Annotated in this window: 13 protein-coding genes; 5 read left to right on the top strand and 8 right to left on the bottom strand. The window is 38.8% G+C overall.

From position 1 onward, the window contains the following. Positions 1–58 precede the first annotated feature (58 nt). Both hflC and hflK read right to left on the bottom strand, forming a co-directional pair. Positions 59–967 (bottom strand): protease modulator HflC, encoded by a 909-nt coding sequence (hflC, locus tag DM558_RS11500; protein ID WP_127164136.1) that lies wholly within the window; start codon positions 965–967, stop codon positions 59–61. After that, positions 967–2,181: an FtsH protease activity modulator HflK gene (hflK, locus tag DM558_RS11495; RefSeq protein ID WP_127164135.1), complete on the bottom strand. Its 1,215-nt coding sequence runs from the start codon at positions 2,179–2,181 to the stop codon at positions 967–969. Before hflK ends, hflC begins: the two co-directional genes overlap by 1 nt. 163 nt (positions 2,182–2,344) lie before the next feature. Between hflK and DM558_RS11490 the strand changes: the two genes are divergently transcribed. Next, positions 2,345–2,788 (top strand): DUF192 domain-containing protein, encoded by a 444-nt coding sequence (locus DM558_RS11490; protein WP_164731453.1) that lies wholly within the window; start codon positions 2,345–2,347, stop codon positions 2,786–2,788. Positions 2,789–2,807: 19 nt separating this feature from the next. On the opposite strand, the gene ilvD is transcribed toward DM558_RS11490, so the two are convergent. Both ilvD and serB read right to left on the bottom strand, forming a co-directional pair. Then, positions 2,808–4,646 carry a dihydroxy-acid dehydratase gene (ilvD, locus tag DM558_RS11485; protein ID WP_127164133.1) on the bottom strand — a complete coding sequence of 613 codons (1,839 nt, stop codon included), beginning with the start codon at positions 4,644–4,646 and terminating at the stop codon, positions 2,808–2,810. A 197-nt stretch (positions 4,647–4,843) separates the two neighbouring features. Beyond that, the gene (gene serB, locus DM558_RS11480; RefSeq protein ID WP_127164132.1) at positions 4,844–6,067 is read right to left on the bottom strand and encodes a phosphoserine phosphatase SerB; all 1,224 of its coding nucleotides are present in this window, start codon (positions 6,065–6,067) and stop codon (positions 4,844–4,846) included. A gap of 117 nt (positions 6,068–6,184) precedes the next feature. Between serB and DM558_RS11475 the strand changes: the two genes are divergently transcribed. Beyond that, positions 6,185–7,690 (top strand): histidine kinase, encoded by a 1,506-nt coding sequence (locus DM558_RS11475; RefSeq protein ID WP_127164131.1) that lies wholly within the window; start codon positions 6,185–6,187, stop codon positions 7,688–7,690. A gap of 44 nt (positions 7,691–7,734) precedes the next feature. Here the strand turns inward: DM558_RS11475 and DM558_RS11470 are convergent, their stop codons facing one another. Continuing rightward, positions 7,735–8,523, bottom strand: a complete 789-nt coding sequence (locus DM558_RS11470; RefSeq protein ID WP_127164130.1) for an oxygen-binding di-iron domain-containing protein — start codon at positions 8,521–8,523, stop codon at positions 7,735–7,737. A 337-nt stretch (positions 8,524–8,860) separates the two neighbouring features. On the opposite strand from DM558_RS11470, the gene pcnB reads away from it, so the two are divergent. Both pcnB and folK read left to right on the top strand, forming a co-directional pair. After that, positions 8,861–10,204 carry a polynucleotide adenylyltransferase PcnB gene (gene pcnB / locus DM558_RS11465; RefSeq protein WP_127164129.1) on the top strand — a complete coding sequence of 448 codons (1,344 nt, stop codon included), beginning with the start codon at positions 8,861–8,863 and terminating at the stop codon, positions 10,202–10,204. Between the two features lies 1 nt (position 10,205). Further along, positions 10,206–10,688 (top strand): 2-amino-4-hydroxy-6-hydroxymethyldihydropteridine diphosphokinase, encoded by a 483-nt coding sequence (gene folK, locus DM558_RS11460; RefSeq protein ID WP_127164128.1) that lies wholly within the window; start codon positions 10,206–10,208, stop codon positions 10,686–10,688. Between the two features lie 12 nt (positions 10,689–10,700). Here the strand turns inward: folK and proB are convergent, their stop codons facing one another. Both proB and DM558_RS11450 read right to left on the bottom strand, forming a co-directional pair. Then, positions 10,701–11,828, bottom strand: coding sequence for a glutamate 5-kinase (proB, locus tag DM558_RS11455; protein ID WP_127164127.1), 1,128 nt, complete (start codon positions 11,826–11,828; stop codon positions 10,701–10,703). 158 nt (positions 11,829–11,986) lie between these two features. Further along, positions 11,987–12,514 (bottom strand): YagU family protein, encoded by a 528-nt coding sequence (locus DM558_RS11450; protein WP_127164126.1) that lies wholly within the window; start codon positions 12,512–12,514, stop codon positions 11,987–11,989. A 143-nt stretch (positions 12,515–12,657) separates the two neighbouring features. Between DM558_RS11450 and DM558_RS11445 the strand changes: the two genes are divergently transcribed. Further along, entirely contained in the window at positions 12,658–13,200 is a 543-nt protein-coding gene (locus tag DM558_RS11445) for a chorismate--pyruvate lyase family protein (protein WP_127164125.1), read from the top strand. Between the two features lie 34 nt (positions 13,201–13,234). Here the strand turns inward: DM558_RS11445 and DM558_RS11440 are convergent, their stop codons facing one another. Then, complete coding sequence (locus tag DM558_RS11440) at positions 13,235–14,656, bottom strand: FAD-dependent oxidoreductase (RefSeq protein ID WP_127164124.1); 1,422 nt, start codon at positions 14,654–14,656, stop codon at positions 13,235–13,237. Positions 14,657–14,697 lie beyond the last annotated feature (41 nt).

Below are 14,697 nucleotides of genomic sequence, written 5' to 3'. Positions count from 1 at the left end.
ACCTGATTGCAACAGTAACCTCCGTTAGAAAAGAAAGGGGGTGGAGTACCCCCATCTATTATTGAGTTGCTTTTTGGAAATAACGGAAGAATTCAGAGCTAGGGTCAAGCACTAACAGATCGTTTTTGTCTTTAAAACTTTCACGATAGGCCTGCATACTGCGATAGAAGTTATAAAACTCTGGTGCTTTTGAGTAGGCATCTGCATAAATAGCGGCTGCTTTAGCATCGCCTTCCCCTCGGATTTCTTCAGCATTGCGGTAAGCTTCAGCTAAAATAACGAGCTTTTCACGATCTGCCTCGGCACGAATTTTTTCTGCAGCTTCTCTTCCTTCCGCTCGGTATTTTTGTGCTTCACGTTCGCGTTCAGTACGCATTCTTGCGAAAACACTGTCATATACTTCCTGGGGAAGATCGATGGCTTTAATTCTTACATCTAATACTTCGATGCCCAACTCTTTTTGAGCCATTTTATTCAGTGAATCAGTTACATGGGTCATGACTTCATTACGGCCACTGATGACACGACCGTTCTTATCCATTAACGTCCCTGCATCGTTAACCAACTCATTAAGGGTTTTATTACCGAACTGGTTACGTAATGCGGCATCTAAACGGCGGCCTAATCGTTCATCAGCCGTAAATTTATCACCACGCACACTGGTATAGAATAATTCAGGATTAGATACTCTCCAACGAGCATAGGCATCAACCATTACTGATTTCTTTTCTTTGGTAAGAAAGCGTACATTTGGTGTGTCAAGAGTAAGCAGGCGAGCATCAAACAGTTTTACTTTGTTGATGATCGGCCATTTGAAATGTAGCCCAGGCTCTAAATTAGCATTTTCGACTTCACCAAATCTTAATAAAATCCCTCTTTCAGTTTGTGAAACAATAAATAGGGAGTTCCAGCCAAAGATAACAAGTAAAACAATAATGATAATTGGGAAAAATAATTTATTACTCATTAGCGTTCCCCCCTTGCTCTTGAATCTGCTGTATTTTTGGTAGGCGACGTAGTTTGCTGTCTAGTCATGTTTGTAGAAGGCTTAGTCAGGTTCCCTGACTCGGTAGGTAGTGCTTTTTGACTATTCATCATCTTGTCAAGTGGTAGATAAATAACTTGATTTTGACCATCTTTACCAGTAATTAATACCTTGCTAGTTTTGCTTAGTACTTCTTGAATAGTGTCTAGATACATACGATCTCTAGTAATTTGTGGTGCTTGTTGATAAGCCGAGAGTAATTTTTCAAAACGAATAGCATTACCACTTGCCTCATCAACAATCGCTTCACGATAACCCACAGCACTGGCTGCGATTCGAGCTGCTTCCCCGCGAGCATCTGGGACAATACCATTTTTATAGGTTTCAGCTTCATTTTTTAATTTTTGTTGCTCTTCGCGGGCGCGAATCACATCATCAAATGCTGACTGTACCGCATAAGGTGCTGTGGCACTTTGAATGTTGACTTGCGTAACTTGAATACCCGTTTGGTATTTATCAAGCATATTCGTTAATTCTTCTTGAATTTCAACAGCCATTTTTTCACGGCCACTTGTAAGGATGTCATCCATTGTAGTCGATCCAGCTACTTGTCTTAGTGCACTGTCAGTCGCATTCTCTAAGCTTTCTATAGGATTATTATTTTCTAAGATAAAATCTTTTAAATTAGTAATGCGGTATTGAACAGTGACAGGAATATCAACAATATTTTCATCGCTGGTAAGCATTTGTCCCTGTTTATTGTAAGAGCGTTCAGCAGTTACATTTTCTTGGAATTTTTGCTCTACAGGTGGAAAATAGATATGAAGCCCAGGATTAACAGTCTCATAATATTTACCAAAGCGTAAAATAATAGCTTGTTCTTGTTGGTCAACAATATAAACAGCTTTTGACAGCCAAACACCAACAATCCCAATGATAATAATTAGGGCGATAGGAAGTATAGGTAGTCCAAAACTACCGTTATTATTATGGTTACCTCCAGAGTTATTAGAGGATTTTTTACCGCCTAAGAATTTACCTAATGTATCTTTTACTTTGCGTAAAGCCTCATCTAGATCAGGAGGTCCCTCGTTGCCTCCATTGTTTTTTGGAGGCTTCCCCCATGGATCTTGGTTACGATTTTTATCTTTGTCATTATCATTGTTATTTGAATTACCGGGCTCATTCCAAGCCATAATTCCTCCCAGATGTATGTAAATGCTAATAGCCGTTTATTATGGCATGAAAAAATGGATTGTATGGAATAAATTATAACAAAATAAACTTTTATATTGGCTAAATTTATTGCAAAGTATGTTAGTAAATAGGTTTTATTGAATGCTAAAGGATAATGATGCTATGAAGAGGTTTATAGTCAGTTTTATATTGATGGTTGGTCTCTATGTTCACTATAGTGGTGCTCAAGAGGTTGTATTTGATAAACAGCCGCTAGTCATTAATGGTATTACACTACAAGCCGAAGTAGCTGAAACGACAGAACAGCGTCAGCAAGGATTAATGAATCGTAAAACCTTGGATCAGGGGCATGGTATGCTGTTTAAATTTGATGTGGATTCTGCCCCTTGCTTTTGGATGAAAAATACTTATATACCTTTATCTTTAGCATTTATTAATAAAGATGGTTTTATCCTCCAGATAGAACAGTTATCACCTGAAAGTACACACCTTGCTTGCTCTGAATACCCTATAAGGTACGCGCTCGAAGTTCAACAAGGTTGGTTTTATGAGCAAAATATTGACGTGGGTGCAAAAATAGAAGGAATAATCCGCTCTACACCTTAGTGCGAAGCGGTTTATTTTTTTAGTTATCTAATAGTTGTTTATTACGAACAGCACCTTTATCCGCGCTGGTAGCAAGTAATGCATAAGCTTTTAATGCACTGCTTACTTTTCTTGCTCTGGCTGTGGCAGGTTTCCAGCCTTTTTTATCTTGGTCAGTATGACGTTTTGCCAATACGTTGTCGTCTACCAGCAATTGTATTGAACGATTAGGAATATCAATCAATATCTTATCACCATTTTGTACGAGACCAATTATGCCGCCAGCGGCTGCTTCAGGTGAAACATGACCGATAGAAAGCCCAGATGTACCCCCAGAGAAACGACCATCAGTTAATAAGGCACATTGTTTACCTAAGCCTTTTGACTTAAGGTAGCTCGTAGGATAAAGCATTTCCTGCATGCCTGGGCCTCCTTTTGGCCCTTCATAGCGGATAATTACAATTTCACCCGCTTTGACTTCATCTGCTAAAATACCTTTGACCGCAGCATCTTGGCTTTCAAAAACATGAGCGATGCCCTCAAATCTTAAAATGGAGTCATCAACACCAGCAGTTTTAACCACACAGCCATCTTTTGCTAAATTTCCGTATAAAATAGCCAAGCCACCATCTTTTGAATAAGCATGTTCAATATCACGAATACAGCCATTGGTTCTGTCTTGATCCAACGTAGGCCAACGAGTTTCTTGACTGAATGCTTGTTCTGTACGAATGCCTGCAGGACCCGCTTTAAAAAATGTATGTACTGCTTTGTCGTTGGTTTGATTAATATCCCATGTTGCAATTGCTTCGGCTAAGGTTTTACTGTGCACTGTATTGACAGTGGTATCAATTAAGCGAGCTTTTGCAAGCTCTCCTAAAATACTGAAAATACCCCCAGCACGGTGAACATCTTCGACATGGTAAGTAGGAATATTAGGAGCTACTTTACAAAGCTGAGGAACTTGACGAGAAAGTTCATCAATGGTTTGCATGTTAAAAGGCACTTCGCCTTCTTGCGCAACAGCAAGTAAATGGAGAATTGTATTGGTTGAGCCTCCCATCGCAATGTCTAATGTCATGGCGTTTTTAAAGGCAGATAGAGTTGCAATATTGCGTGGTAATACAGAAGCATCATTTTGTTCGTAGTAGCGCTTACAGAGATCAACGATTAAGTGGGCAGCGTTAACAAATAGTTGTTTTCTATCTGCATGAGTCGCTAAGGTTGTACCATTGCCAGGTAGAGACAGTCCAAGCGCTTCCGTTAAGCAGTTCATTGAGTTAGCAGTGAACATGCCTGAGCAAGAACCACAAGTTGGGCAAGCACTGCGTTCGTATTCGGCAACTTCTTCATCAGAACATTTGTCATCAGCTGCAATAACCATAGCGTCGACTAAGTCTAAAGGGTGGCTAGCCAGTTTTGTTTTTCCCGCTTCCATTGGGCCGCCAGAAACAAATACCACTGGAATATTAAGACGCAAAGCTGCCATCAACATTCCAGGAGTAATTTTATCGCAGTTGGATATGCAGACAATTGCATCAGCACAGTGTGCATTGACCATGTACTCAACAGAGTCAGCAATAATTTCACGGCTGGGTAGTGAGTAGAGCATACCATCATGCCCCATAGCAATACCATCATCGATTGCGATAGTGTTGAATTCTTTGGCAACACCGCCTGCTTTTTCAATTTCTCTAGCAACGAGTTGTCCTAGATCTTTTAAATGTACGTGTCCTGGTACAAATTGTGTAAAAGAGTTAGCAATAGCGATGATAGGTTTTTTAAAATCTTCATCTTTCATTCCAGTTGCACGCCATAATGAGCGTGCCCCTGCCATATTTCGACCATGGGTTGATGTTTTAGAACGATAGTCAGGCATTTAAAGCTCCTGTTTTTCACGGCAATAGTTATTATTAACGTGAGTGAACCAGTGAACTAATTGTTAGGTAAACAAAATTAGTTTTTGCTAGCTCTACGATAAATTTGGGGGTAACCAATTTGCTCGTAAAACTCACAATTGTCATTAAGAGTGATAGGTATTTTACAACGGTATTGTTAAACAACCTATCAGTTTATTTAATCAGTTGATATTTCTTGGGTTTCTCTATCACGATAGCCAAGTAAATATAAAATACCATCTAGGCCTAAAGCGGAGATGGCTTGTTTGGCAGATTGTTTAACAACGGGTTTTGCCCTAAAGGCTACCCCGAGCCCTGCAATACCTAGCATGGGTAAGTCGTTGGCACCATCGCCAACAGCAATCGTTTGTTCAAGACTAATGCCTTCTTTAATAGCAAGTTCTTTTAATAAATCAGCTTTTCGTTTTGCATCGACAATGGGCTCTATGGCGATACCTGTGAGTTTACCATCAACAATTTCTAACTCATTGGCATACACATAATCAATTTTAAGCTGTTGTTGTAACCTTTTTGCAAAATAAGTAAAGCCACCAGATAGAATAGCTGTTCTATAACCTAGTTTTTTTAGTTCAGCAAATAAACTTTCAGCCCCTTCTGTTAAAGGAAGTTCATTAGCAATTTTTTCTAGAACTGTTTCAGGCAGTCCTTTTAGTAAGGATAGTCTTCTTTTAAAGCTTTCTTTGAAATCAATTTCACCTTGCATGGCTTGCTCAGTAATGGCAGCTACTTGCTTACCAACACCTGCTGCCTTTGCTAACTCATCAATGACTTCAGCCTCTATTAAAGTTGAATCCATATCAAATACTGCAAGACGACGATTACGGCGATAAATACTGTCTTGTTGGAAAGCGATATCGACACCAAGTTCGGCACCAACTTGTAAAAACTCTGCTTTTAACGCCGTAGTGTCAGCGGGCTCTCCTCGAACAGAGAACTCAATACACCCTTTGCTATGGTTTGGTGATGTTCCTAAAGGAATTCTCCCTGATAAACGATCGATCTGATCGATATTAAGTTGGTGTGCGGCTGTAATTGTACTGACTTTATAGAGTTGTTCGGCGGTTACTTTGCGTGTTAATAATGTGACGATATGACGCGGTTTTCCTTGTCCTGCTACCCATTCAGTGTAGTCGTTTTCAGATATTGGGGTAAAGCGTACTTGCTGGTTAAGCTTGTAGGCGCAAAATAGGACATCTTTTAACACATTAGTATCACTGTTTTTAGGCAGCTCAACTAAGATACCAAATGATAAGGTATTGTGTATAACTGCTTGACCAATATCTAAAATCTGGGCTCCGCCAGAAGCAAGTACACCCGTGATGGAAGAAGTAAGTCCAGGGCGATCTTCCCCCGTAATATTAATTAAAATAATTTCACGCAACCTGCTATCTCCAAAAGATAATATGTAAATTTTACTATTTTAACGCGCCTAAGGGCTTTCCCCCTAAAAAAACGCTCGTTATACTAATGCATTGTTTCTTTTAAATGAGTTAAATCTGTGAAAACTTCCGATTTAGCTAAAAAGGATAATCCTTTTTTAGCTTCTAGCCAAGTAGTACGAGCAAAACGTGTGTCGCTTGTTATTAGTTTGGTTGTCAAATGTTTATTGTGTTTGGCAATTGCATTTGGTGTTTATGCATGGTTAATTAATGAACAGCTTAAGTTATCAATGCGCCAGCAAGCAGACGCTGTTGGGCAAAGTTTGTTGATGCAAACAGCAGAGCGCGCTTCAGAGTTGCTGGCTGTTGATGATAAGTTAGGACTTAATATCTTATTAGGGTCATTGGCAAAAAATCCTTTAGTGCTCGATGTTGGTGTCTATAACATGCAAGGAGTAGCCTTGTATCGAGCAGGTTTAAAACAATTTACTCATTTAAATAAAGACGATTTGTATGTAGAAGGGCTCAACTTGCCTAATCGAGAGAAGCTAGAGTTACACTTACGCCTAAATCATCAGCAGTTTCAATTACCATGGACATTAAGTGTTGAACGAGCAATTATCATTGCAGGTGTTTTGCTCTTTGTGGTGTTAATTATTATTTTCTTATTTGGGCGTAAAATAGTCTTACCGTTAATTCAACTAAAAGAATGGGTTCGCTATCCTGTGATGCCAGTACCCTCGATAAATCGTGGTGATGAAATTGGCGATTTAGCCTTAGAGCTTCAGTCTTCGCTTATTTCTGCTGAGGATATTGATGCTTATTATGCGCAGTTTATTCCAGTTGAACCTGAGACAGAACTGAAAAACGATGAAGAAGAAAAAGTAACACCTAATAAGCAAGAGGGTGAACTATTGGAAATTGAGTTTGATCCTTCTTTCTTTGATGATATTGTTAAGTATACTTCATCAAATCTTGCAGGAATTGATGGGGAAGGCGTTGAGTCAGAAGGAAATCCGAATAGTAGAGTATTGTCGAATGTTCAGCCAACGATTAAAACTGCAGTATTATGTATACGCCTAGGTGGGCAAGATAAGTTAAAATTATTACCTAAAGATAGGCTAATTAGTCTCTTGCAACGTTACCGTGATTGTTTAGATCAAACAGTTCGTTTGTACCGTGGTGAAATTCATACACTCAGTGATGGTAGTAGCCTTATTTTATTTCATGGGCGCGGCGTTGACGCTGATAGTTATTTATCCCATTCGATTTGTTGTGGTGAGCTAATGCGAGGTCTAAGCCATGAGTTGCAAATTGAATTAGCAGATACTAATATTACTTTGTTATTACAAATAGCGTTGGCTCAAGGAACTCAACTATTAGGCCTGACTCAAAAAGAGCTGTTAGAGAATGAAACAGTGAAAGTAGTACAAGCATTGGCAGTCTATAGTCGTAATTTATTATTGATTGATCAGTCTATTGCTAGTGATATTGGTGTTGTTGAAATTGCTAAGACCCGTGGGCTTGCTAATCCGCCAGATACTTTTTGTATTGAGCGTGTTATTGAACCTTACTCTGAGCTATTGGAAAAACAGTTGCGGAATATGCGTAACCATAAACATTAATATAAAAAGCTGCATTATTGCAGTTTTTTATATTAACGGACTTTTTAACCGATGGGTAATGTATAGTTTTGTTGCGTCATTAAGTCAACGCCGCAGTGTAGATTTTCAAACCAATTGATGAACTGATTCACCATTTGTTTCCCTTTGAATGGCCTACCATGTTGTGGAACCATCATTTCTATGTCTAAGCCACGAATCATGTTTGCCCAGTAACGATTAATTTTATTACTTATCATATAACGTTGATGAAAACCAAGCATATTGGGCAGATGCTCTTCAAAGTTTGTCACAGGATTTGCATCGTCAACAATCGATGCGCCTAAATCTCCTGAAAACAAAATTTTACTGACAGGATCATAAATTTGGAAGTTACCTTCAGAGTGTAAAAAGTGTGCGGGAATAGCCATTAGTTTACAATTGCCCAGTTTTATGAAATCGCCTGGATCAGGTAATTGAATAATCCTCTCATAGGTTTTGACACCGTGGGAGTTAGACAAATAAGTTGCAACTAAGTGAGGTAAGAACCTTGCCCATAATGCTGAACAAATAACTTTAGCATTCGTATGTAACAGCCATTTATCAAGAGATGCTACAATATCAGGATCTTGGTGTGAAGCAAAAATATAGGTCAAGCTTTTAAGTGATAGATGTTTGGCAATTTCTAGGGTTAAGGTTGTATAAGTTAGATCTCCACCGGGATCAAGCAATATTGTTTGGTCATTGTCAATAATGACAAATTGGTTAGATTGTACGCCACCCCCTGTGACCAGACTATCAAAACACACACACTTATGGGTACCATTATCAAATAAAGTAATTGGATCGCGCCGCATGATATTTCCTCTAATTTATATCACTATTTAAGCATTTATCAGAATAGAATGTATGATATAAGTCAAAAAAAGGCGAATTCAAATGAATAGGACCATAAGAAATGGCACTTTAGTTTGTGCAAATTTATATATATTTGTATGGGGTATTGTTATAATCGTTGAAAGTTAATTTGTGTGATTGTATCAGACTGTTCGTGATGAGATTCATTCTCTTTAAAACGTTGAAAAGTAATTTGAGGTTTATCATCTAAAATGCTTTGATAAATAATTTATATTAAGGGCTTTGTTATACGTTTAATTGACTAAATTTATTAATAAAGTAGAAAATTAATCATTTATGTTAAAAAAAATATTTAGGACTGTGGATAATTTATTTAAACGCTCTGATACAAAATCTGAATCTAAACAAAATTATGTATTAGAGCAAAAATTCATCAGCAACAATGCAATAGATACCATAAAAAAATTACAAAAAGCTGGTTATGAAGCATATTTAGTAGGCGGGTGTATCCGTGACTTATTATTAAATATCCAGCCTAAAGATTTCGATGTGGCTACTAATGCAACGCCTGAGCAAGTAAAAAAAGTAATTCGTAACTCGCGTATTATTGGTCGTCGGTTTAAGTTAGTTCATGTCTTTTGGGGGCGAGAAACGATAGAGGTTGCAACCTTTCGGGGTCCTCATGAGCAAGCTAGAGCTGATAATGAAAGTGTGCAACACAGCTCAGGCCGTATTTTACGAGATAATGTCTATGGTTCAATGGATCAGGATGCCTATCGTCGAGATTTTACAATTAATGCTTTTTATTATGATGTCACTAAGAAAAAATTATTAGATCCTATTGGTGGATTAAAAGACATTAAAAATAAGACATTGGCAGTTATTGGTGATCCTACACAACGCTATCAAGAAGACCCTGTACGAATGCTCAGGGTAGTGAGATTTGCGGCTAAGCTTGATTTTTGTGTGGAGCCATTATCAGAGGCGCCTATTTATCACCTGTCTTACCTTTTGGCCGATGTGCCTGCTGCTAGATTATTTGATGAGGTCTTAAAATTATTTTTATCAGGTAAAGCATTAAGAGTCTTTGAATTACTTTGCCAATACAATTTATTTAAAATTCTATTTCCGAAAATAGGGGAGGTATTAAGTACCTCACCTCAAGCTGAAAAATTTATTAGACAGGCATTGTCTAATACAGATGATCGTTTAAATTCTGGTAAAACTGTAAATCCAGCCTTTCTTTATGCGACATTCTTATGGCCTGTATTGCAGCAAAGATTAGGTCAATCATCATGGCTCGAAAAACTGCCTAATTTACTGGAGTTACAAGAAGTAGCAAATGAGTTGATTTTTGAACAAAGTAAATACACGACTATTCCGAAACGATTTGGTATCCCTATGCGTGAAATTTGGGAAGCTCAGATTCGTTTAGCTAAGCGACAAGGTAAGAAAGCCGATCTTTTACTATCACATCCACGCTTTAGGGCTGGTTATGATTTCTTATTATTAAGAGAGTCAGTGGGGGAGGATACGGGAGGATTGGGCGCGTGGTGGACAAAATATCAGCAATTAGATGATCAGCACCGGCGAGTTATGATGCAAGATCTTTCGGGGAATAAAAAAACCACAAAAAGAAAGTATCGTTATAAGCCTAAAGTAAAAAAAGTAGAGATATAAAGTGACTAGAGAGATTGTTTATATAGGATTAGGTAGTAATTTAGAAAATCCTGTTGAGCAGGTTAAAGAAGCGCTTCGAGAACTTGCTTATTTACCTGAGTCAACTTTAGTTAAACAATCTTCAATTTATTGCAGTGACTCACTTTTGGATGGGCAGCCTCAATACATTAATGCGGTTGCTTGTTTAGAGACTGCGTTAACACCAGAGTGTTTGTTAGATCATTTACAACGTATTGAAAACTCTCACGGTAGAGAACGTAAAGAAAAATGGGGAGCAAGAACCTTAGATTTAGATATAATTTTGTATGGGAAAAAACAAATTAATACAGATCGTTTAACTGTCCCTCATTCACAATTGGCATTACGTTCTTTTGTGTTAATACCATTAGCGGAAATTGCCCCCAGACTTTCTATTCCACGCTATGGAGCAATGGCTTCATTATTAGAGGATTGCCCTTCTCAAAACTTACACAAATATTTATAAATGCAGCCTCTATTAAGCAAGTAGCTCATGAATAATAAGATTATCTTTATGAATGAGTTCAGGCTCATTAAGAAAGCCTAATGTTCTCTCTATTTCGTCAGAAGCTAACCCCATAATTTGACGTGCTTCATTAGCGCTATAGTTAACAAGCCCTCTAGCAATTTCATCTCCCTTGTTATTTATACAGCTGACAATTTCACCTCGACTAAAATCCCCTGTTACTTGTCTTACACCAACGGGTAACAAGCTTTTATGCCTTGTGAGTAACGCTTTTACTGCGCCATCATCTAGCGTTATTTTGCCCCTCACTTGTAATTGACCGGCTAGCCACTGCTTGCGTGCTGCGATAGGTGTATGATCTGGTACAAGCAGCGTTCCAAGTTTTTCACCGTGTTGAAGTTTTGTAATGACGTTGGGGATTTTACCCCCCACAATAATTGTATTGGTTCCTGATCTTGCAGCAAAGCGCGCCGCCCTTAATTTGGTTTGCATACCACCGCGGCCTAAACTACCAGCACCGCCTGCAATTTTATCCAAAGAGCTATCGCTGGCTTTTGTTTCAGTAATTAATTGTGCATTAGGATTTGTACGAGGGTCAGCATCAAACATTCCATCTCGATCAGTCAAAATAACTAATAAATCAGCTTCTACTAAGTTGGCAACTAAGGCTGCAAGTGTATCGTTATCACCAAACTGGATCTCATCCGTGGTAACGGTATCATTTTCATTAATCACAGGGATTATATTGAGCTCAACCAGTGTTCTTAATGTGGTGCGAGCATTTAAATAACGCTGGCGGTCAGAAAGATCTTCGTGCGTTAATAAAATTTGTGCGGCTTGGCAATTAAACTGATCAAAACAATTTTCCCATGCCTGCACTAATATCATTTGCCCAACAGCCGCAGCAGCCTGTAATTTATGCATTTCTTTGGGGCGAGTATCCCAGTTTAATTTACTCATACCTGCTGCAATAGCACCAGATGAGACTAAAATAAGCTCAATGCCCGCTTCACGCAAAGTAACCATTTGTTTTACCCAGCTAGACATTGCTTCTGGATCTAACCCTTTGCCATCGGCAGTGAGTAGTGAACTGCCTATCTTTATAACCCAGCGCTTGGTTTGCGATATCATTTGACGCATGATGCGGATTACCTCAATGAATGATATAAATTTTAAATTAACATTATTTTATACTGTATTGAGTAGAATTAATAATAGCAGAGATGAATATTCTTTGGGTTGACTAGAGATATTGCAGATTTAAAGCCTTACTGCTTAGCAGTAAGGCAAGAAGGGTATTATGGTTGAAATTCTGGGTCAGGTTTTTTAGTGATTCTATTTCTTAAATCTCTACGTACAATTTCAATAGTCCACATCCATAAGCAAGTACCAATGAGTTCAGAGAATATTTCATCAAATGAAAGATTCCATACTGCTGGCGAAAGGTTTAGAACAGGTAGACAAATACCGTGAAATGCAATCGCTACTAATAAGGCGAAGGCGAGACCTTGACCTAGTTTTACTTTTGGAAACACTTCAGCAATAACACAATAGAAGATCCCAAACATGATAGAGAATACAATGTGTATGCCGTTACCACCCCAATTAATAATTTGGTCTGAGTAAGTGTAAACCATGTGTTGAATATTCAGCCCAAGCTCTTGTAATAATTCTACGGGCGGTGGTGTTACCCCCGGTGCTCGTGGAGGAAGAATGCCTTCTGTTCCTGATTTTACGAAAGCAGAGAGTAGTCCCCCTATGATGCCAACCAATATAGCAACACCATACTGGCGCGTATTAGGTTTGGTCATTTGAAATAATGGCATAATGTTCACTCCTAAATATTATAATTAAAATGGTTAAATGAAATTATGTTATTGGACAATTTATTAATACAATAAGTTTAGATGCTTTTATTTTCTTTTTATAATATAGTCTTAATCATTTTGTGTAATATAAATAATGATTGATGAAAAAGACAGCATTAAATATTGATTGGTCAGCTGAAGTTTTGCTACAGCATAAAATAACTAGACTTGAGAGAGACTGGCTGTTTAATGGCGCTTCATTAACCCACAGATTGACACAATTAAGCAATAATCAGTTTTCTGTTGAGGTCTTGTCGGCGTCTCGACAATTGGCTAGAGAGGATGAGTACCAAAAGTTAGGCATTACCTCAGAGAAACAATGCTGGGTACGGGAGGTATTGCTGTATGGTGCTAATGAAGCATGGGTTTATGCGAGGACTGTTGCATTAGAAATCAACTTAAATCATACCCACTATAATTTAAATAATATTGGTAGCAAGCCCTTGGGGGCAATTTTATTTTCGGACGATAGCTTTAAACGAACACCATTAGAGGTGGCTCATTATCCTATGAGTTTGTTGCCCACTAATCAACAATATCCTAATTTATGGGCACGTAGGTCAAGTTTTATTAATAATGAAGTCAATGTATTAGTTCAAGAGATATTTTTGCCTAGTTTTTGGCAAAAGTTACAGGGGAAGTAACTAAGGGCAATTCATTGCCCCTAGTTTATGGCGTTTAAATAGCTAAGAAGTTAATAATCCCTTCAGCCGCGCTTCTACCTTCTGCAATAGCAGTAACAACTAGATCAGAACCTCTGACCATATCACCACCAGCAAATATTTTAGGGTTATTGGTCTGGTAAGCATAGGGGCCTTTAGCAGGAGCGATAACACGTCCGCTGGCATCTGTTTTGATTTGGTAATCTTCAAACCAAGAGGCAGGACTTGGACGAAAGCCGAAAGCAATTACAACCGCATCAGCTGGTAGCACTTCTTCTGAGCCCTCAATCGGTACTGGTGAACGGCGGCCTCTGGCATCAGGCTCACCCAGTTGGGTTTCGATGACTTTAACCCCTTCAACCTTACCGTTGCCGATGACCTCGATAGGCTGGCGGTTAAATAAAAACTTAACCCCTTCCTCTTTAGCATTTTTGACTTCTTTGCGAGAGCCCGGCATATTTTCCGCATCACGGCGATAAGCACAGGAAACAGACTTAGCTCCTTGGCGAATAGATGTTCTAGTACAATCCATTGCCGTGTCACCACCACCTAGAACGACTACTCGTTTACCTCGCATAGAAATAAAGTCATCAGCTGATTTTTCAAACCCTAAGTTATGATTCACATTGGCGATTAAGAAGTCGAGTGCATCATAGACACCAGGTAGGTCTTCTCCTGGGAAGCCACCTTGCATATAGTTATAGGTACCCATTCCCATAAAGACAGCATCATATTCTTCAAGCAGTTGTTGTATAGAAATATCTTTACCAATGTCGGTATTGAGCTGGAATCTTACGCCCATTTCAGTAAAGATTTCGCGACGACGTGTCATGACTGTTTTTTCTAGTTTAAATTCTGGAATCCCAAACGTGAGTAGACCACCAATTTCAGGTCGCTTATCAAAAACGACAGGTGTAACGCCATTGCGAACTAACACATCTGCACAAGCTAGCCCAGCGGGGCCTGCACCAATGATAGCCACTTTTTTACCAGTAGGTTTTATGTGCGTTATATTGGGTTTCCATCCCATTGCAAAGGCTGTTTCGCTGATATATTTTTCGACATTACCAATGGTAACGGCGCCAAACCCCGTTTGGTTTAAGGTGCAAGAGCCCTCACATAAACGGTCTTGTGGGCAAACACGGCCACAAACCTCTGGTAAACTATTGGTTTGGTGCGAGAGTTCAGCAGCTTCAAAAATACGCCCTTCTGTAATAAGTTTTAACCAGTTGGGAATGTAGTTATGAACGGGACATTTCCACTCGCAGTAGGGGTTGCCACAGGCTAAGCAGCGCTCCGCTTGCTCCATGGCACGGTCTTTCTCAAAAACATTATAAATTTCAATAAATTCTTTTTTACGCTTACTTAAAACTTTTCTTTTAGGTTCTTTGCGTTCAACATCCAGAAACTGGAAATTATTGTGTGTATGTTCACTCATTTACAACCTCATCGCCATCAAGCGGAATCATTATTAAGAGA

The organism is Entomomonas moraniae (assembly GCF_003991975.1).
GTDB classification, from domain to species: Bacteria; Pseudomonadota; Gammaproteobacteria; order Pseudomonadales; family Pseudomonadaceae; genus Entomomonas; species Entomomonas moraniae.
This window is presented reverse-complemented; position numbering and strand designations above follow the sequence as displayed.

What these genes read in the sequence shown, in the direction of transcription:
- hflC (WP_127164136.1), bottom strand. Translation starts at nt 967, where the DNA reads ATGAGTAATAAATTATTTTTCCCAATTATCATTATTGTTTTACTTGTT.
- hflK (WP_127164135.1), bottom strand. Translation starts at nt 2,181, where the DNA reads ATGGCTTGGAATGAGCCCGGTAATTCAAATAACAATGATAATGACAAA.
- DM558_RS11490 (WP_164731453.1), top strand. Translation starts at nt 2,345, where the DNA reads ATGAAGAGGTTTATAGTCAGTTTTATATTGATGGTTGGTCTCTATGTT.
- ilvD (WP_127164133.1), bottom strand. Translation starts at nt 4,646, where the DNA reads ATGCCTGACTATCGTTCTAAAACATCAACCCATGGTCGAAATATGGCA.
- DM558_RS11470 (WP_127164130.1), bottom strand. Translation starts at nt 8,523, where the DNA reads ATGCGGCGCGATCCAATTACTTTATTTGATAATGGTACCCATAAGTGT.
- pcnB (WP_127164129.1), top strand. Translation starts at nt 8,861, where the DNA reads ATGTTAAAAAAAATATTTAGGACTGTGGATAATTTATTTAAACGCTCT.
- proB (WP_127164127.1), bottom strand. Translation starts at nt 11,828, where the DNA reads ATGCGTCAAATGATATCGCAAACCAAGCGCTGGGTTATAAAGATAGGC.
- DM558_RS11450 (WP_127164126.1), bottom strand. Translation starts at nt 12,514, where the DNA reads ATGCCATTATTTCAAATGACCAAACCTAATACGCGCCAGTATGGTGTT.
- DM558_RS11445 (WP_127164125.1), top strand. Translation starts at nt 12,658, where the DNA reads ATGAAAAAGACAGCATTAAATATTGATTGGTCAGCTGAAGTTTTGCTA.
- DM558_RS11440 (WP_127164124.1), bottom strand. Translation starts at nt 14,656, where the DNA reads ATGAGTGAACATACACACAATAATTTCCAGTTTCTGGATGTTGAACGC.